The organism is Kitasatospora sp. NPDC057223 (genome assembly GCF_042669755.1).
Classification (GTDB): domain Bacteria; phylum Actinomycetota; class Actinomycetes; order Streptomycetales; family Streptomycetaceae; genus Kitasatospora.
Genome location: NZ_JBHUWW010000028.1, coordinates 1 through 17,398 on the forward strand (window position 1 = coordinate 1; position 17,398 = coordinate 17,398).

Sequence of the window (17,398 nt, forward strand, 5' to 3'; positions counted from 1 at the left end):
CCCCCGGAGGGTGCTGCGGGGCCTCTGTCGTTTCTCCGTCGATTCTCAGCCGAGTTCGAGGCTGCGGAGGACCAGCCCGGTGGCCGGCTTCGGGCCGAAGGAGGTCGACTTGCGGGGCATGGTGACGCCCTGTTCGGCCAGCCGCCGGACGACGCTCTCCCGCACGGGGTGCAGCAGGACGGCGGTTCCGCCGGTGCGGGCGGCCTCGCGTTCGGCGCCGGCGGCGGTGTGCAGGTAGCCGATGTCGTCGGGGCCGTCGGGGATGTGCCACGTGTGGTCGAGCAGGGCGGCGTGCAGGACGGTGGCGTCGAGGTGGCGCCACTCCTGCGGCTTGTCCTGCGGAACGGTGGCGTCGAGCAGGGCCTCGTCCGGTTCGCCGATCAGCCAGTAGGTGCCGTGGCCGGAGGTGAGCACGAAGCCGTTCCCGCCGTGCCGCTTGAGGTCGGTGAGGGCGTCCTGGGCGGTGCTCAGCGGGCCGGGGACCTCCTTGACCCGCCACTGGTCGCGCAGTCGCTCCAGCGCGTCGGCGATCGGCAGCCGGTACAGGACGCGGTGGATGGCGCGGACCCGCAGCGGGTAGCGGGCGGTGTCGACGAGCAGCACCAGGCCGCGGTCCCAGGGGCTGCGGGGCAGGTGGCGGTGCTCGCGCTGGAGGCGGAGGTACATCTCCCAGCGGTGGTGGCCGTCGGCGATCAGCGCCCGGCAGGTGGCGAGGTCGCGGGAGACCTCGGTGAGGTCGGCGGGCGAGGTGACCGCCCACAGGCGGTGGTGGGTGCCGTCGGTGGTGGTCGTGGTGAGCAGCGGTTCGCGTTCGACGGCCCGCTCGATGACGCCGGCCGCGCCGCCGTTGCCCCGGTAGGTCAGCAGCAGGGGTTCGAGGTTGGCTCGGGTGGTGCGCATCAGGCCGACCCGGTCGGCGACCGGCCGGGGCATGACGTCCTCGTGCGGGAGCACCACGCCGGCCTCCCGGCCGCTGATGGCGAGCGCGCCGATCAGGCCGCGCTGCAGCCGGCCGGGGCCGTCCCCGTCGTCGGCGGCCCGCTGCTCGTACACGTACAGCGCGGGCTCGGGATCGGGGGCGAGGACGCCCTCGCGCTGCCAGTCGCGCAGCAGCCGGGCCGCGTGGCGGTAGCGGGTGTCGCGGTCGGGGCGGTCGCCCGCGTCCTCGGGTTCGGGGCGGGGCAGGATCAGCCGGACGACGTTGTGCGGGTCGGCGGTCTCCAGGTCGAGCCGGCGGCCGGGGTCGACGACGTCGTACGGCGGCGAGGTCACCGCGGCCAGGGTGCCGACCCGGTCGGGGTCGTAGCGCAGGCCTCGGAAGGGGGACAGGGACAGTCCTGCGGTGGCGACGTGCCCGGGATCGCCGGGGCCGCCCTGCGGAGACTCCGCTCCGCTCTCTGCACTGGGTGCACTCATTCTGGGCATCGTAATCGGGTACGCGTTGTTGAGAGATCGGAACACCCGGCCGACCGACCGGCCGGTGCATCGGAGTGCGGGCACGGAGCGGGAGCGAGGTACGGCATGAGCAGTGGACAGGAGTGGGTGGGCGGCGCCGGTGGCGGGACGCCCGAGCAGGGCCGCCCGGGGGAGCCCGCGGGCGACGTCTACGACTGGTACCGGCGCGGCGTGCAGCTGCTGGCCGACCGGCACCCGGCCGCGGCGGAGCAGTTGCTGGCGCGGGCGGCCTTCGCCGAGCCGCAGTCGCTCAGCATCCGGGAGGCGCTGGCCCGGGCGCAGTTCGACGCGGGCTCGTACGCGGCCGCGCAGGAGAACTTCCGGCTGGTGGCGCTGGCCGATCCGTCGGACGACTACGCTCGGTTCGGGTGGGGCGTCTCGGCGGCCCGGCTGGGCGACTTCGAGACGTCCGCCAAGCAGTTGGCCCTCGCGGTGGCGATGAGCCCCGGCACGGCCCACTACCAGGCCGCGCTCCGGCAGAGCCGGGCGACGCTGGCGGCCCGCGCCGGGGCGTACGGGCCGCTGCTCCCGGGGGCACCGGGCTACCTGGAGCCCCCGCAGCAGGGCGACGGCGCAGCGACGCGCCCGGACAGCGGGGCGGCCGCGGGCACCGCCAGCACCGGCGGCACCGGCAGCACCGGCGGCGCCGGCCACCCCGACACAGTGGACAACGAGGAAGAGCACCAATGAGCGACACGGCAGGCACCGCGCGACGGACCGCACCGGGCGGCAGTGACCGCCCGCTGACCGAGGCGTACGACACGGCGCTGCTCGACCTCGACGGGGTGGTCTACGCCGGCCCGGACGCGATCGAGCACGCGGTGGAGTCGCTGGACGCGGCGCGGGCCGCCGGGATGCGGCTGGCGTACGTCACCAACAACGCCTCGCGGCCGCCGCGGGTGGTCGCGGAGCACCTCACCGAGCTGGGTGTGCCGGCCGACGCCGCCGATGTGATCAACTCGGCGCAGGCGGCGGCGCGGCTGGTGGCCGACAAGGTGCCGGCCGGGTCCAAGGTGCTCGTGGTGGGCGGCGCCGGGCTGCTGGAGGCGGTGGCCGAGCGCGGGCTGGTGGCCGTCCGCTCGCTGGCGGAGGGCCCGGCCGCGGTGGTGCAGGGCTACGACCCGTCGGTGGGCTGGCAGCAGCTGGCCGAGGCCGCGTACGCGGTGCAGCAGGGCCTGCCGTGGGTCGCCTCCAACACGGACCTGACGATCCCGACCGCGCGCGGCATCGCACCCGGGAACGGGACCCTGGTGGCGGCCGTCCGGGCCGCCGCCGGGGTGGACCCCGAGGTGGCGGGCAAGCCGATGCCGCCGATGCACCGCGAGACGGTGCTGCGCACGGGGGCGAAGCGGCCGCTGGTGGTGGGCGACCGCCTGGACACCGACATCGAGGGCGCCCACCGGGGCGGGGTGGACAGCCTGCTGGTCTTCACCGGCGTCACCACCCCGGCGCTGCTGCTGGCCGCACCGGCCGAGCACCGGCCCACCTACCTGGCCGCCGACCTGCGCGGGCTGCTGCTCGCCCAGCCGGCGGTGTCGGCGGTGGCCGGCGGCGGGTTCGCCTGCGGCGGCTGGACGGCGTCCGTGCAGGACGGCGTGCTGCACCTCGACGGGGTGGGGGAGGACCGCTACGACGGCCTGCGGGCCCTGTGCGCGGCTGCCTGGATGGCGTCGGACGGCGCCGACGGTGCGGCCGACGGGCGCAAGGCGCTGGCGGACCTCGGGTTCTGAGGCCCGTCGGCCCCGGCGGGGCCGGGCCGGGTCAGAGCAGGGTGCGCAGCCGCAGCAGGTCGCGGAAGCCTGCCTCCAGCTTGACCCGGCCGCCGGCCCAGGCGGAGGCGAAGTTCAGCCTGCCGCCGACGAGGGCCACCAGGTCGTCGCCGGACATCGCGAGCCGGATCTCGGCCCGTTCGGCCGGTGCGCCGGGGGCTTCGGTGACGTCCTGGATCCGCCCCTCGCGCAGCCGGCCGTTGAACGTGACGTCCAGGTCGGTGATCCAGCAGCTCAGCGAGCGGTCGAGCGCGGCGGCCTTGCGGACGTCGCCGGTGGAGCCCGCCATGTTCCGGCTGAGCTGCTCCAGCGCCTCGCGGCACTCCTCGGCGTTGGCCATGCTGCTGTCCACTTCTGTGCTGCGGTCCGGTCTGCGGTGTCCGGGGGTTCACGCTATCGCAGCCCGTCAGGAGGATCCCTTGCAGCGGGGCGGGGCCCCTTGGCGGTAGCGTCGTGAGTGGGCACCCGGGTCCGTCCGGTGCCCGTCGGCGACGGAGCGATGCGCGAGGGAGGCACCCGGATGCTTCGGGAGACGGTGCGGGGATTTGTGGCGATCGCCTCCGAGCTGGCCGAGGAGGTCGGCAAGCGGGTCGTCCTGACGGCCGCCGAACTGCTGGAGCGCAGCGGGATCGACCTGGCGGAGGTCGACCGCAAGGCGCGGGCCGCCGGTCAGTTCCCGCCCTCGGTCAAGTCCCTGCAGACGCTGGCGGAGGAGGCGGTGACCGCCGGCCGGGCCGGGTTCGACCTCGCGACGGGGGTGGCGCGCAGCGAGGTGGAGAAGGCGTTCGAGATGGTCGGCGACCAGGTGACCAAGGTCGGCGTCGTGCTCGCCTACCTGGAGAACCGGCTGCGGGACGTCGAGGAGGAGGTCGGTCCGCGGGCGGCCGAGTCGCCCGAGGAGCCCCCCGCGGCCCGTGCGGACGGACTGTTCGGGCACGGCTGGGAGCAGGCCGACTGGGTGCCGGAGAACGACTCGGACCCCCGGACGGCCGAACCGATAGTGACCGAGCGGGTCGAGGTCGACGACAGCGGGCCGGCCGAGGGGCCGCCCGCCCCGGCGAAGAAGGCCGCCCCGGTCAAGAAGGCAGCACCGGCGAAGAAGGCCGCGCCGGTCAAGAAGGCAGCCGCCAAGAAGGCCGCGGCCGAGGTGCCGGACAGCGCGAAGAAGAGCGGTGCCGCGAAGAGGACCGGTGCCAAGAAGGCGGCCGGAAAGAAGACCACCGTCACCAAGACGGCCTCCGCCAAGCAGCCGGCCGCGAAGAAGGCGACCCCGGCGAACGCCACCGCGAAGCGGGCCGCCACCAAGCGGACGACGGTGCGCCGCAGCACCAGCAGCAAGGGCCCCGATGCCTGACGGCACCGCACCGCCGGACGGGGCGCCGCAGCCGTCGCCGGCGGAGATCACCCCCACGGGCCACCCCGGGGTGGACGCCGCGCTCGTCCGCCTTCAGGCCCTGGACGGGGTGCCGACCGAGGAGCACGTCCCGGTGTACGAAGATGTTCACCAGCGGCTGGCCGACACCCTGACCGCGCTCGACCTTCCCTGACACGGCGCACGCGGCGCGCGGCACACGCGGCACGCAGCGCACGCCGTGCACGAGGACGGCAGCAAGCAGCAGCAAGCAGCAGTAGGAGCTGAAACCCCAGTGGCAGTGGCACGACGCCGACTCGACGCGGAGCTGGTCCGCCGCAACCTGGCCCGTTCGCGCGAGCACGCGTCCGAGCTGATCGCGGCCGGCCGGGTGACCGTGGGCGGCACCACCGCCACCAAGCCGGCGACCCAGGTGGAGACCGCGGCCGCCGTCGTGGTCGCCAAGGACGACAACGACCCCGACTACGTCTCGCGCGGGGGGCACAAGCTGGCGGGCGCCTTCGCGGCGTTCGTCCCGCAGGGCCTGGTCGTGGAGGGCCGCCGGGCGCTCGACGCCGGCGCGTCCACCGGCGGGTTCACGGACGTGCTGCTGCGCGGCGGCGTCGCGCACGTGCTGGCCGTGGACGTCGGCTACGGCCAGCTGGCCTGGTCGCTGCAGAGCGACGAGCGGGTCACCGTGATGGACCGCACCAACGTGCGCGAACTCACCCTGGAGCAGATCGGCGGGAGGCCCGTCGACCTGGTCGTCGGAGACCTCTCCTTCATCTCGCTCGGGCTGGTGCTGCCCGCGCTGGCGGGGTGCAGCGCGCCGGACGCGGACCTGGTGCTGATGGTGAAGCCGCAGTTCGAGATCGGCAAGGAGCGGCTCGGCAGCGGCGGGGTGGTGCGCAGCCCCGAGCTGCGGGCGGAGATGGTCCGGCAGGTGGCCAAGCAGGCGTGGGCCGCCGGGCTGGGGGTGCGGGCGGTCACCGCGAGCCCGCTGCCCGGCCCGTCCGGGAACGTCGAGTACTTCCTGTGGCTGCGCCGTGACGCCCCGGAACTGGACCCGGCCGAGGCGGACCGGGCCGTCGCCGAGGGGCCCCGATAGGCTGCTCTGCGGACGTCCGGCCGTCATAGCCATGACGGCCGCACCGGGTCGCAGGCCCGGAGGCGGGCCGAGTTTCGGAGAACGGCGACCCGGCAGGCGTAGGGAGAGGGCAGCATGAGCGAGGGACGTACGGTCTTCCTGATCGCGCACACCGGCCGGGAGACCGCGCTGCGCAGCGTGGAGGGCCTGGTACAGGGTCTGCTGAAGGCGGGGATCAGGATCCGGCTGCTGGCCACCGAGGCGGTCGACCTGGACCTGCCGGACGGCGTGGAACAGGTGGCCGCGGGCCGGGGGGCGGCGGACGGCTGCGAGCTGATCCTCGTCGCGGGCGGGGACGGGACGCTGCTGCGCGGCGCCGAACTGGCCCGCGAGCACGGGCTGCCGATGCTCGGGATCAACCTCGGCCGGGTCGGCTTCCTCGCCGAGGCCGAGCGGGACGATCTCGCGGTGGTCGTGGAGCGGGTGGTGGACGCCGACTACGAGGTCGAGGAGCGGATGACGCTCGACGTGGTGGTCCGCACCAACGGCGATGTGATCCACCAGGACTGGGCGCTCAACGAGGCGTCGATCGAGAAGGCCTCCCGGGAGCGGATGCTGGAGGTGGTGACCGAGGTGGACGGCCGGCCGGTCTCCAACTTCGGCTGCGACGGGGTGGTCTGCGCGACCCCGACCGGCTCGACGGCGTACGCGTTCTCGGGCGGCGGCCCGGTGGTGTGGCCGGAGGTGGAGGCGCTTCTGATGGTGCCCATCAGTGCGCACGCGCTGTTCGCCCGGCCGCTGGTGACCTCGCCCAACTCCGTGCTGGCGGTGGAGGTCCAGCCGAAGACCCCGCACGGCGTGCTGTGGTGCGACGGGCGGCGTTCGGTCGAACTCCCGGCCGGGGCCCGGGTGGAGGTCCGCCGGGGCCAGACGCCCGTCCGGCTGGCGCGGCTGCACCGGGCGCCCTTCACGGACCGGCTGGTGGCCAAGTTCGCGCTGCCGGTGACGGGTTGGCGCGGGCGCGCGGGCGCCTGCTGAGTGGTACCGAGACGAGGAGTCGAACGGGATGAGCGGGGCGATAACGGCGGTCAGCCGTAGTGCGGGGCACGAATTCAGCAAGCCGAACGAGCCGGCCGTGCGGCTGCTGGCCGGGCTCGGGGTCGAGGGGGACGCGCACCTGGGGGTGACCGTCCAGCACCGCTCGCGGGTGGCGCAGGACCCGACCCGGCCGAACCTCCGTCAGGTGCACCTGATGCACGCGGAGCTGCACGAGCAGCTGCGGCTCGCCGGGTACGAGGTCGCGGCCGGCGACCTCGGGGAGAACATCACCACCCGCGGCCTCGACCTGCTCGGGCTGCCGCGGGGCGCGAAGCTGCACCTCGGTGCGGACGCGGTGGTCGAGGTGACCGGTCTGCGCAATCCCTGCCCGCAGATCAACGCCTTCCGGGAGGGCCTGCTGAAGCAGGTCGTCGGCCGGGACGAGGCGGGCGACGTGGTCCGCCTGGCCGGGATCATGGGCATCGTGCTGGCCGACGGCGAGGTCCGGCCCGGCGACGCCGTCCGGGTCGAGCTGCCGGCCGGCCCGCACGTGCCGCTGCAACCGGTGTAGCCGGGCCTGCCGAGCCTGCCGAGCCTGCCCGCCGGTCGTCAGACGGCCAGCGGCGGGCGGTCCTCGGCGGCCGGCCAGTGCTCGCCGGCCGCCGCCCGGGCCGCCACCGCGGCGAGCCGCTCCACGGCCGCGGGGACGGCCGCGGCGGGCACGGTCAGCGGGACCCGGATGAAGTTCTCGAACGCGCCGTCGGAGCCGAACCTGGTGCCGGCGGCGATCCGCACCCCGCCGCGCTCCCCGGCGGCGGCGAGCGCGCTGCCGGAGACGCCGTCCGTGGCCAGCCAGAGGCAGAGGCCGCCGGGCGGCTCGGCGAACCGCCAGCCGGGCAGCCGCTCGCGCAGCCCGGCGGTGAGGGCGGCGGCGGTGGCGCGCAGGCGCTGGAGCTGGTGCGAGCGGACGTCCGGCAGGGGATCGCCGAGCAGGGCGGCGGCGATCAGCTGGTCCAGCACGGGGGTTCCCACGTCGCTGTAGACGCGGTCCACCGCCAGGCGGCGGACGAAGGACGGCGCGGCCCGGACCCAGCCGATCCGCAGGCCGCCCCAGAGCAGCTTGCTCGCCGACCCGACGGTGACCACGTGCGCGCCCCGGTCCAGGGCGGCCGTCGGCCGGGGCATCGGCGCGTCGTCGGCCGAGCCCCAGCCCAGTTCGGCCGTCGTCTCGTCCACCAGCACGACCGTCCCGGCGGCCCGGGCGGCGGCGAGCAGCCGGCGGCGCTGCTCCTCGGTGATCAGCGTGCCGGTCGGGTTGTGGAAGTCGGGGATGACGTACGCGACCTTCGGCGCGGCGCCGCGCAGGACGCGCTGCCACTCGGCGACGTCCCACAGTGGCAGCCGCTCCGGGCCGCCGGGCCAGGCGTGCGGGACGGGCACCAGCCGGGAGCCGCCCAGCCGCAGTGCCTGGAGGGTGTGCGCGTAGGTGGGCGCCTCGACGGCGACCCGGTCGCCGCGCCCGAGCAGGGCGCGCAGCACCAGGTGCAGGGCGCCCATCGCGCCGGTGGTGACGAGGATCTGGTCGGGCGTGGTGGGCAGTCCGCGCGCGGTGAACCGGCGGGCGATCGCCTCCCGCAGGACGGGCAGGCCGGTGGGGTAGCAGCCGTGGCCGGCCGCGTACGCGGGCAGCTGCTCGACCGCCCGCGCCGCCGCCTCGCCCAGGTAGGGCTGCGGGGCGGGCAGCGCCGCCACCCCGAGGTCGAGGGTCTGGTCCTGCTCGTCCGGCGGCACCGGGTGCATGGCGTCGCTCGGCGGCCGGGCGCCCTCGGGCAGGGCCGTCCAGCTGCCGGCCCCCCGGCGGCTGTGCAGGTAGCCCTCGGCACGCAGGGCCTCGTACGCGGTGGCGACGGTGGTGCGGCTGAGCGTCAGCGCGGCGGCCAGCTCGCGTTCGGCGGGCAGTCTGGCGCCGACCGGCAGCCGGCCCTCGGAGACCAGCGTGCGGACCTGGCCGGCCAGGGTGCGGTAGGCGGGGCGGTGCCCGGCCGGCTCGGGCAGGCGGGCGGCGGCGAGCAGCCGGGCGAGGGCGGGGGGAGTGACGGTGGTGTGCCATTCGGCCATCGTGATCAAGTCCGATCGGTCCACTTGCTCGGAATTGGCCCTGGAAGTGGCCCCGGTGGACTCCCGATGATGACAGGGCGGCCGCGCCGTCCACCAGACCCGTCCACTCCGTGAACGGGCGCCCGCTTCGCGAACACCCCCGCCGGGCCCCACCGGCCCGATCCGCAAGGAGACCCGATGGCCACCACCGTCATGCCCGGCAGGACCCCGGGAGGGCTCACCACCGCGGCCGGCGGCCGCGCCCTCGGCCGCCGCCTCCCGCAGCTCCTGGCCGGCCTGCTGCTCTACGGCTCCAGCATGGCGCTGATGATGCGCGCGACCCTCGGCGTCAACCCGTGGGACGTCCTCCACCAGGGCCTGCAACGCCACCTCGGCCTCTCGATGGGCGCCTGGGTCACCATCACCGGGGCCGCCGTCCTGCTGCTCTGGATACCGCTGCGCCAGCGGCCCGGCGTCGGCACGGTCGGCAACGTGCTGCTGCTCGGCCTGGCGATGGACCTCACCCTGCGGGTGGTCGCCGCGCCCGGACCGCTCACCGCCCGGATCGCGCTGCTGGCCGCCGGCATCGTCCTCAACGGACTGGCCACCGGCCTCTACATCGGCGCCCGCCTCGGCCCCGGCCCGCGCGACGGGCTGATGACCGGCCTGCACCGGCGCACCGGCCGGTCCCTGCGGCTGATCCGTACCGGCATCGAGCTGACCGTCCTGGTCATCGGCATCCTGCTCGGCGGCACCGCCGGGGTGGGCACCGTCGCGTACGCGCTCGCCATCGGCCCGCTCGCACAGTTCTTCCTGCGGCTGTGCGCGGTGCCGCAGGCCGCACCCACGGAGCTGCCGGACAAGCCCCGGAACTGATGAACTTGGGGGCGCGGCGTTGCCGCTCGTCGCGCGACGGGTCCGGAACCTCGTAAGGTCGTCACCGTGTTGGACGAGATGCGGATACGAGATCTTGGTGTCATCGAGGACGCCGTGGTCGAACTGGCACCGGGGTTCACCGTCGTCACCGGTGAGACCGGTGCGGGCAAGACCATGGTGGTGACCAGCCTCGGCCTGCTGCTCGGCGGCCGGGCCGACCCGGGCCTGGTGCGCGGCGGCTCCGGCCGGGCGGTGGTCGAGGGCCGGCTCGAACTGCCCGCCGACTCCCCGGCGGCGCAGCGCGCCGTCGAGGCCGGCGCCGAACTCGACGACGGCGCGCTGCTGATCAGCCGCACCGTCTCCGCCGAGGGCCGCTCCCGGGCGTACGTCGGCGGCCGTGCGGTGCCCGTCGGCCTGCTCGCCGAACTCGGCGAGGACCTGATCGCCGTGCACGGCCAGACCGACCAGCAGCGGCTGCTGCGGCCCTCACGCCAGCGCGGCGCGCTGGACCGCTACGCGGGCGAGGCCGTCGCCGGGCCGCTGGCCCGCTACCGGGGCGTCTACCGCAGCCTGCGCGAGGTCTCGGCGACGCTGGAGGAGCTGACCACCCGGGCCCGCGAGCGGGCCCAGGAGGCCGACCTGCTGCGCTTCGGCCTGGACGAGGTCGCCGCCGCCGAACCCGTCGCCGGCGAGGACACCGAACTCGCGGCCGAGGCCGAGCGGCTGGGCCACGCCGACGCCCTCTCCTCCGCCGCCACGCTCGCCCACGCCGCCCTCGCGGGCGACCCGTCCGAGCCCGACTCGCTGGACGCCGGCACCCTGCTGGCCCAGGCCCGCCGGGCGCTGGACGGCGTCCGCTCGCACGACGAGCGGCTCGCCCCGCTGGCCGACCGCCTCAACGAGGTCGGCTACCTGCTGGCCGACGTGGCCGGCGACCTGGCCGGCTACGCGGACGACCTGGACGCCGACCCGGTCCGCCTCGCGGCGGTCGAGGAGCGCCGCTCGGTGCTGTCCCACCTGCTGCGCAAGTACGGCGGCCCGGAGAACACCCTCGCCGAGGTGCTGGCCTGGGCCGAGGCCGGTGCCGGCCGGCTCGCCGAACTCGACGGCGACGACGAGCGGATCGACGAGCTGGGCGCCCGGGAGAGCGCGCTGCGCGCCGAGTTGGCCGAGCTGGCGGCCGAGGTGTCGCAGGCCAGGCACGCGGCCGCCGACGCCTTCGCCGGGGCCGTCTCCGCCGAGCTCGCCGAACTCGCCATGCCGCACGCCCGGGTCACCTTCCGGATCAGCCTGCTCGACGACCCGGCCGGCATCGAGCTGGACGGCCGGACGGTCGCCTACGGCGCGCACGGCGTGGACGAGGTCGAGGTGCTGCTCGCACCGCACCCCGGTGCCTCGCCGCGTCCGATCGCCAAGGGCGCCTCCGGCGGTGAGCTGTCCCGGGTGATGCTCGCCGTCGAGGTGGTCTTCGCCGGGGCGGACCCGGTGCCGACGTACCTCTTCGACGAGGTCGACGCGGGCGTCGGCGGCAAGGCGGCGGTGGAGATCGGCCGCCGGCTCGCCAAGCTGGCCGAGTCGGCGCAGGTCGTCGTCGTCACCCACCTCCCGCAGGTCGCGGCCTTCGCCGACCGCCACCTCGTGGTGGAGAAGACCAACGACGGCACCGTGACCCGCAGCGGCGTCAAGGTGCTGAACGACGAGGAGCGGGTCCGGGAGCTCTCCCGGATGCTGGCGGGCCTGGAGGACTCCGAGCTGGGCCGGGCCCACGCCGAGGAGTTGCTGGCCGCCGCCCGCGCCCCGCGCGGACGGTAGCGCGGCCGGCCCCGGCCGGGCCGGCCACCGCCGCCCGGCGGGGCCACGACGCGCCCCGCCGTGGTGCCGACTGTCCAAGAGGGCCGCGGACCTGGCATCGTGGCCGCTGGACACTGGCCTTCCAGTCCCGAGCGCCGCTCGCGGGCCCCACCGGCCCTCCTGGCCCGCCATCACGGGCCGGAGGCGGCCTCCCACCGCCAGATGGGAGGACACGGCCCCCAGCAGCGGCGCCAGTTCCTGAACGAGTCGGAGCGAGACGACGTGGACCCATCCGCCGCCCGGACCCCGGCGGCCGCCCCCGAGCCGGGGCAGCTGCACGTGGTACTCGTCATGTCCGCCGGGACCGCCGGCATCGGCGCGCACGTGCGCTCCCTGACGCAGGGCCTGGTCGCGCACGGAGTGAGCGTGACGGTCTGCGCGCCGGCCGGCACGGACGCGCTGTTCGGCTTCTCCGCCACCGGCGCCAGGTTCCACCTGGTCGACATCACCCCCACCGCCGGCGCCCGCAGCGACGCCGCCGCGATCGGCGAGCTGCGCCGGGCCTTCACCGGCGCGGACGTCGTGCACGCGCACGGCCTGCGGGCCGGGCTGCTCTCCGACCTGGCGCTGCGCACGGCGGGCCGGTTCCCCGGGCTGCGCCCCGAGACCCCGCTGGTCGTCACCTCGCACCAGGCGATGCTGGCCACCGGGATGGAACGCCGGCTCCAGCGCCTGATGGAACGCCGGGTGGCCCGGGCCGCCGACCTGGTGCTCGGCGCCTGCTCGGACCTGGTCGCCCGGGCCCGCGAACTCGGCGCCACCGACGCCCGGCTCGGCCCGGTCGCGGCCCCGCCGATGCCGCCCGGCGGGCTGGACCGGGCCGCCGCCCGCGCCGCCCTGCTCGGCGACGCGCCCGACCGGCCGGTGGTGCTGGCGATCGGGCGGCTCGTCCCGCAGAAGGCCTTCGGGCTGCTGCTGGACGCCGCCCGGGAGCTGGCGGGCCTCGCGCCGCAGCCGCTGGTGGTGATCGCCGGGGAGGGCGCCGAGGGCCCCGGGCTGCGCGAGCGGGTCGCCGCCGAGGGCCTGCCGGTCGAGCTGCTCGGCTACCGCACCGACGTCCCCGACCTGCTCGCGGCGGCCGACGTGGTGGTGGTCAGCAGCCGCTGGGAGGCCCGCTCGCTGGTCGTCCAGGAGGCGCTGCGGGCCGGGGTCCCGGTGGTCTCCACGGCCGTCGGCGGCATCCCCGAGCTCGTCGGTGACGCCGCCGTGCTCGTCCCGGCGGGCGACGCCGCGGCGCTCGGCGCGGCCGTCCGCGAGCTGCTGGCCGACCCCGGGCGCCGTGAGCGCCTTGCCGAGGCCGGCCGGCAGCAGGCCGGGACGTGGCCGGACGAGGCCGCGACGGTCGCCCAGGTGCTCAGCACCTACGACGAGCTGGTCCAGCGCAGCTGACCCCGCCCGGCCCCGTCCAGGCCCCGCCCGGCCGCCCGGTGCCGTTACACGACGGCCTGCTCGTCCTGGTCGGCGGCGGCGCGGTCCGGCTGGGCCGCCAGGTAGGCGCCGCCGCAGGCGGTCAGCCGCAGGGCGGTGTCGATCAGCGGCACGTGGCTGAAGGCCTGCGGGAAGTTGCCGACCTGGCGCTTGAGGCGCGGGTCCCACTCCTCGGCGAGCAGGCCGAGGTCGTTGCGCAGCGCCAGCAGCTTGTCGAACAGCTCCCGGGCCTCGGTGACCCGCCCGATCATCGCCAGGTCGTCGGCGAGCCAGAACGAGCAGGCCAGGAACGCGCCCTCGTGGCCGGACAGCCCGTCGACGTTGTTGCCCTCGTCGTCGTGGGTGGGGTAGCGCAGCACGAAGCCGTCCTCGGTGGAGAGCTCGCGCTGGATCGCCTCGATGGTGCCGATCACCCGCTTGTCGTCCGCGGGCAGGAAGCCGACCTGGGGGATGAGCAGCAGCGAGGCGTCCAGCTCCTTGCCGCCGTAGTACTGGGTGAAGGTGTTGCGCTCGGCGTCGTAGCCCTTGTCGAGGACGTCGCGGTGGATGGTGTCGCGCAGCTCGCGCCAGTGCTCCAGCGGGGTGCCGGCCTGCTCGTCGGCGGGGAGCTGCTCCAGCAGCTTGATGGTGCGGTCGACGGCGACCCAGGCCATCACCTTGGAGTGGACGAAGTGCCGGCGCGGCCCGCGGACCTCCCAGATGCCCTCGTCGGGCTCCGTCCAGTGCTCCTCCAGGTAGGTGATCAGCTTCAGCTGGAGGTGGTGCGCGTGGTCGTTGCGGGCCAGGCCGGTCATGTGGGCCAGGTGCAGGGCCTCGACCACCTCGCCGTAGACGTCCAGCTGGAGCTGCCCGGCGGCGCCGTTGCCGACCCGGACGGGCTGCGAGCCCTCGTACCCGGGCAGCCAGTCCAGCGAGGACTCGGTCAGCTCGCGCTCGCCCGCGATGCCGTACATGATCTGCAGGTTCTCCGGGTCACCGGCGACGGCCCGCAGCAGCCACTCGCGCCAGGCGCGGGCCTCGTCGCGGTAGCCGGTGCGCAGCAGCGAGGAGAGGGTGATGGCGGCGTCGCGCAGCCAGGTGTAGCGGTAGTCCCAGTTGCGCTCGCCGCCGATGTCCTCGGGCAGCGAGGTGGTGGGGGCGGCGACGATGCCGCCGGTGGGGGCGTAGGTGAGGCCCTTGAGGGTGATCAGCGAGCGGACCACGGCCTCCCGGTAGGGGCCCTGGTAGGTGCACTGGCCGGCCCACTCGCGCCAGAAGTCCTCGGTGGCGGAGAGCATCGCCTCGGCGTCCGGCGCGCTGGGGGCGTCCAGGTGGGAGGCCTGCCAGGTGAGGGCGAAGGCGATCCGCTCGCCGGCGGTGACGGTGAAGTCGGCGTACGTGGTGAGGTCCCGGCCGTACGTCTCGGCCTCGCCGTCCAGCCAGACGGAGTCGGGGCCGGCCACGGCGACGGTGCGGTGCCCGCCGTCGGCCTGCTCGACGCGGTGCACCCAGGGCACCACCCGGCCGTAGCTGAAGCGCATCCGCAGGGCGGAGCGCATCCGGACCCGGCCCTCCAGGCACTCGACGATCCGGATGATCTGCGGGACGGCGTCCCGGCCGGCCAGCGGGCGGGGCGGCATGAAGTCGATCACCCGGACCTTGCCGCCCTGGGTGTCCCACTCCTGTTCGAGGATGAGCGAGTCACCGCGGTAGCGGCGCCGGTCGGCCGGTACGGCGGGCGCGGAGGCGCTCGGCGGCGGGATCCGGAGTTCACCCGTATCGGTGAACGTGCTGCGGGGCGCCGCGGCCGGGGCGTCGGCACCCGGGCCGGCCGGCCCGGCGACCGTCTCGGCGGGGCCGATCCGCCAGAACCCGTGTTCATCGGTCCCCAGCAGGCCGGCGAAGACGGCCGGGGAGTCGAAGCGGGGAAGGCACAGCCAGTCGACCGCCCCGTCCCTGCTGACCAGGGCAGCGGTCTGCATGTCCCCGATGAGTGCGTAGTCCTCGATACGGCCGGCCACGTGGATCTCCAGTTCGCAAGGTGGGCGCGACGCGACGTCGACGGCTGCGAGCGAGCGGGAGCGGAGCCGGCCTGTGTCCGCGCCCGGGCACCTTCGGGGCTCCGTCATGGTGGTGGCGGGGCCGGCGGGGTGTCCGCAGGGGGCTCTGGTGGGCCCCTGGTGGGCGGGAGGGGGATCGGGGTGACGAGGAGGTCCGGTCGCGCATCGGGGACCGAGGGGTGATCTGACCCTCCCTCGCCCTCCGCGTGCTCTGCTGTCGGCGATGCGTCCGAGAAGCTTACGTCGGACGGGTGGGGAGGAGCACACGCAGAGTGGCCCGCGTGGCGGCATATTCCGGCGGAAATGCCGTGCATCGGCCCTACCCGCGCGGCGTCGGTGACAGGTTCATCCTGTTGGGCCATGCGGAGCTGATCCTTCCGGGCCGGTGCCCCTGGCCCGGTCGAGCGCGGCGCGGGGGGCGCACCGGTGGCCGCCGGATGTCCGCCGGGTGCCGGGGGCGGCGGGCCGGAAAGCGTCCGGTCCGGTGCACTGATACCCTGGTATCCCGTGGACTGGTGGGATCGAACGCCCCGGACCAGCCGACCCGACGACCCCAACGGAGCTCTACCGAGCCCCGGCCGGGCACGCTCAGTGAGCATCCGCCCCGCGTCGGACGGCGAGCCGAAGGCCCCACCTTCAAAGTCTCTTCGACACGCGAACCACGGGAGCCCCCTCTTGGCACAGCCCCATTCCGGCAAGGCATCGAACGGCCGCGCCGTGACGACCAAGCACCTTTTCGTCACCGGGGGTGTCGCCTCGTCGCTCGGCAAGGGCCTCACCGCCTCCAGCCTCGGTGCGCTGCTCAAGGCCCGCGGGCTGCGCGTGACGATGCAGAAGCTCGACCCGTACCTCAACGTCGACCCCGGCACGATGAACCCGTTCCAGCACGGTGAGGTCTTCGTCACGGACGACGGCGCCGAGACCGACCTCGACGTCGGCCACTACGAGCGGTTCCTCGACACCAACCTGCACGGCTCGGCGAACGTCACCACCGGCCAGGTGTACTCGACGGTCATCGCCAAGGAGCGCCGCGGCGAGTACCTGGGCGACACCGTCCAGGTCATCCCGCACATCACCAACGAGATCAAGTCCCGGATCCGCCGGATGGCGACCGACGACGTGGACGTGGTGATCACCGAGGTCGGCGGCACCGTCGGCGACATCGAGTCGCTGCCGTTCCTGGAGGCCGTCCGCCAGGTCCGCCACGAGGTCGGCCGGGACAACGTCTTCTTCGTGCACGTCTCCCTGCTGCCGTACATCGGCCCGTCGGGCGAGCTGAAGACCAAGCCGACCCAGCACTCGGTCGCGGCCCTGCGCAACATCGGCATCCAGCCGGACGCCATCGTGCTGCGGGCCGACCGCGAGGTGCCGCAGGCCATCAAGCGCAAGATCTCGCTGATGTGCGACGTGGACGAGGAGGCCGTGGTCGCGGCCATCGACGCCAAGTCGATCTACGACATCCCCAAGGTGCTGCACTCCGAGGGCCTGGACGCGTACGTGGTGCGCCGCCTGGACCTGGCCTTCCGCGACGTCGACTGGACGACGTGGGACGACCTGCTGCGCCGGGTCCACGAGCCGCAGCACATCGTCAAGGTCGCCCTGGTCGGCAAGTACATCGACCTCCCCGACGCCTATCTCTCGGTCACCGAGGCGCTGCGGGCCGGCGGCTTCGCCAACAACGCCCGGGTCGAGATCAAGTGGGTCACCTCCGACGACTGCGAGACGCCCGAGGGCGCCCGCGAGCAGCTCGGCGACGTGGACGCGATCTGCATCCCCGGCGGCTTCGGCGACCGGGGCGTCACCGGCAAGGTCGCCGCGATCACCTTCGCCCGTGAGAACAAGGTGCCGCTGCTGGGGCTCTGCCTCGGCCTGCAGTGCGTGGTCATCGAGGCCGCCCGCAACCTGGCCGGCCTGGCGGAGGCGAACTCCACCGAGTTCGAGCCCGGCGCCAAGCACCCGGTCATCTCGACCATGGCCGAGCAGCTGGCCATCGTCGACGGCAAGGGCGACCTGGGCGGCACCATGCGGCTGGGCTCCTACCCGGCGAAGCTCGCCGAGGGCTCGATCGTGCGCGAGGTGTACGGCGACGAGCAGTACGTGGACGAGCGCCACCGCCACCGCTACGAGGTCAACAACGCCTACCGGGCGGACCTGGAGAAGACCGGCCTGGTCTTCTCCGGCCTGTCGCCCAAGGGCGACCTGGTCGAGTACGTCGAGTACCCGCGCGAGGTGCACCCCTACCTGGTGGCCACCCAGGCCCACCCGGAGCTGAAGTCGCGCCCGACCCGCCCGCACCCGCTGTTCGCCGGTCTGGTGGCCGCGGCCATCAAGATCAAGGTCGGCGGCGAGTAGGACCGGTCCGCTCCTGGACGGCGGCCGCGCGGAACCCCCGCGCGGCCGCCGTTCG

The 17,398-nt window shown here is 75.0% G+C and carries 15 protein-coding genes; 11 read left to right on the forward strand and 4 right to left on the reverse strand.

Features of this window, described 5'->3' with window-relative positions; genetic code table 11:
- Positions 1 to 45: 45 nt before the first annotated feature.
- Entirely contained in the window at positions 46 to 1,416 is a 1,371-nt protein-coding gene (locus ACFUK0_RS13295; protein WP_380249383.1) for a DUF1015 family protein, read from the reverse strand.
- Positions 1,417 to 1,521: 105 nt separating this feature from the next.
- Here ACFUK0_RS13295 and ACFUK0_RS13300 point away from each other — a divergent pair, with 105 nt between their 5' ends.
- Together ACFUK0_RS13300 and ACFUK0_RS13305 are read left to right on the forward strand one after the other, a co-directional pair.
- The gene (locus ACFUK0_RS13300; RefSeq protein ID WP_380249385.1) at positions 1,522 to 2,145 is read left to right on the forward strand and encodes a tetratricopeptide repeat protein; all 624 of its coding nucleotides are present in this window, start codon (positions 1,522 to 1,524) and stop codon (positions 2,143 to 2,145) included.
- Positions 2,142 to 3,185, forward strand: coding sequence for an HAD-IIA family hydrolase (locus ACFUK0_RS13305; RefSeq protein WP_380249387.1), 1,044 nt, complete (start codon positions 2,142 to 2,144; stop codon positions 3,183 to 3,185). Before ACFUK0_RS13300 ends, ACFUK0_RS13305 begins: the two co-directional genes overlap by 4 nt.
- Before the next feature lie 31 nt (positions 3,186 to 3,216).
- Here ACFUK0_RS13305 and ACFUK0_RS13310 read toward each other — a convergent pair whose 3' ends face one another.
- A complete protein-coding gene (locus tag ACFUK0_RS13310; RefSeq protein ID WP_380249389.1) occupies positions 3,217 to 3,564 on the reverse strand; it encodes a sterol-binding protein in 348 nt (115 codons plus the stop codon).
- A 180-nt stretch (positions 3,565 to 3,744) separates the two neighbouring features.
- Between ACFUK0_RS13310 and ACFUK0_RS13315 the strand changes: the two genes are divergently transcribed.
- The 5 genes from ACFUK0_RS13315 (at position 3,745) to ACFUK0_RS13335 (ending at position 7,271) form a co-directional block, all read left to right on the forward strand.
- Entirely contained in the window at positions 3,745 to 4,578 is an 834-nt protein-coding gene (locus ACFUK0_RS13315; RefSeq protein WP_380249391.1) for a hypothetical protein, read from the forward strand.
- Positions 4,571 to 4,771 (forward strand): hypothetical protein, encoded by a 201-nt coding sequence (locus ACFUK0_RS13320; RefSeq protein ID WP_380249393.1) that lies wholly within the window; start codon positions 4,571 to 4,573, stop codon positions 4,769 to 4,771. The genes ACFUK0_RS13315 and ACFUK0_RS13320 overlap by 8 nt, the downstream gene beginning before the upstream one ends.
- Before the next feature lie 105 nt (positions 4,772 to 4,876).
- Positions 4,877 to 5,683, forward strand: a complete 807-nt coding sequence (locus ACFUK0_RS13325; RefSeq protein WP_380249479.1) for a TlyA family RNA methyltransferase — start codon at positions 4,877 to 4,879, stop codon at positions 5,681 to 5,683.
- A 114-nt stretch (positions 5,684 to 5,797) separates the two neighbouring features.
- Positions 5,798 to 6,700 carry an NAD kinase gene (locus ACFUK0_RS13330; RefSeq protein ID WP_380249395.1) on the forward strand — a complete coding sequence of 301 codons (903 nt, stop codon included), beginning with the start codon at positions 5,798 to 5,800 and terminating at the stop codon, positions 6,698 to 6,700.
- 28 nt (positions 6,701 to 6,728) lie between these two features.
- Positions 6,729 to 7,271 carry an MOSC domain-containing protein gene (locus tag ACFUK0_RS13335; protein ID WP_380249397.1) on the forward strand — a complete coding sequence of 181 codons (543 nt, stop codon included), beginning with the start codon at positions 6,729 to 6,731 and terminating at the stop codon, positions 7,269 to 7,271.
- Between the two features lie 38 nt (positions 7,272 to 7,309).
- Here the strand turns inward: ACFUK0_RS13335 and ACFUK0_RS13340 are convergent, their stop codons facing one another.
- Positions 7,310 to 8,842: a PLP-dependent aminotransferase family protein gene (locus ACFUK0_RS13340; RefSeq protein ID WP_380249399.1), complete on the reverse strand. Its 1,533-nt coding sequence runs from the start codon at positions 8,840 to 8,842 to the stop codon at positions 7,310 to 7,312.
- Between the two features lie 153 nt (positions 8,843 to 8,995).
- Here ACFUK0_RS13340 and ACFUK0_RS13345 point away from each other — a divergent pair, with 153 nt between their 5' ends.
- From ACFUK0_RS13345 to ACFUK0_RS13355, 3 genes are all read left to right on the forward strand, one after another.
- A complete protein-coding gene (locus tag ACFUK0_RS13345; RefSeq protein WP_380249401.1) occupies positions 8,996 to 9,673 on the forward strand; it encodes a YitT family protein in 678 nt (225 codons plus the stop codon).
- A gap of 78 nt (positions 9,674 to 9,751) precedes the next feature.
- A complete protein-coding gene (gene recN, locus ACFUK0_RS13350) occupies positions 9,752 to 11,485 on the forward strand; it encodes a DNA repair protein RecN (protein WP_380249481.1) in 1,734 nt (577 codons plus the stop codon).
- 261 nt (positions 11,486 to 11,746) lie between these two features.
- A complete protein-coding gene (locus tag ACFUK0_RS13355; protein WP_380249403.1) occupies positions 11,747 to 12,913 on the forward strand; it encodes a glycosyltransferase family 4 protein in 1,167 nt (388 codons plus the stop codon).
- A gap of 44 nt (positions 12,914 to 12,957) precedes the next feature.
- On the opposite strand, the gene ACFUK0_RS13360 is transcribed toward ACFUK0_RS13355, so the two are convergent.
- Positions 12,958 to 14,952, reverse strand: a complete 1,995-nt coding sequence (locus ACFUK0_RS13360; RefSeq protein WP_380249405.1) for a glycoside hydrolase family 15 protein — start codon at positions 14,950 to 14,952, stop codon at positions 12,958 to 12,960.
- 756 nt (positions 14,953 to 15,708) lie between these two features.
- Between ACFUK0_RS13360 and ACFUK0_RS13365 the strand changes: the two genes are divergently transcribed.
- Positions 15,709 to 17,343 (forward strand): CTP synthase, encoded by a 1,635-nt coding sequence (locus tag ACFUK0_RS13365; RefSeq protein WP_380249483.1) that lies wholly within the window; start codon positions 15,709 to 15,711, stop codon positions 17,341 to 17,343.
- The last annotated feature ends 55 nt before the right edge of the window (positions 17,344 to 17,398 follow it).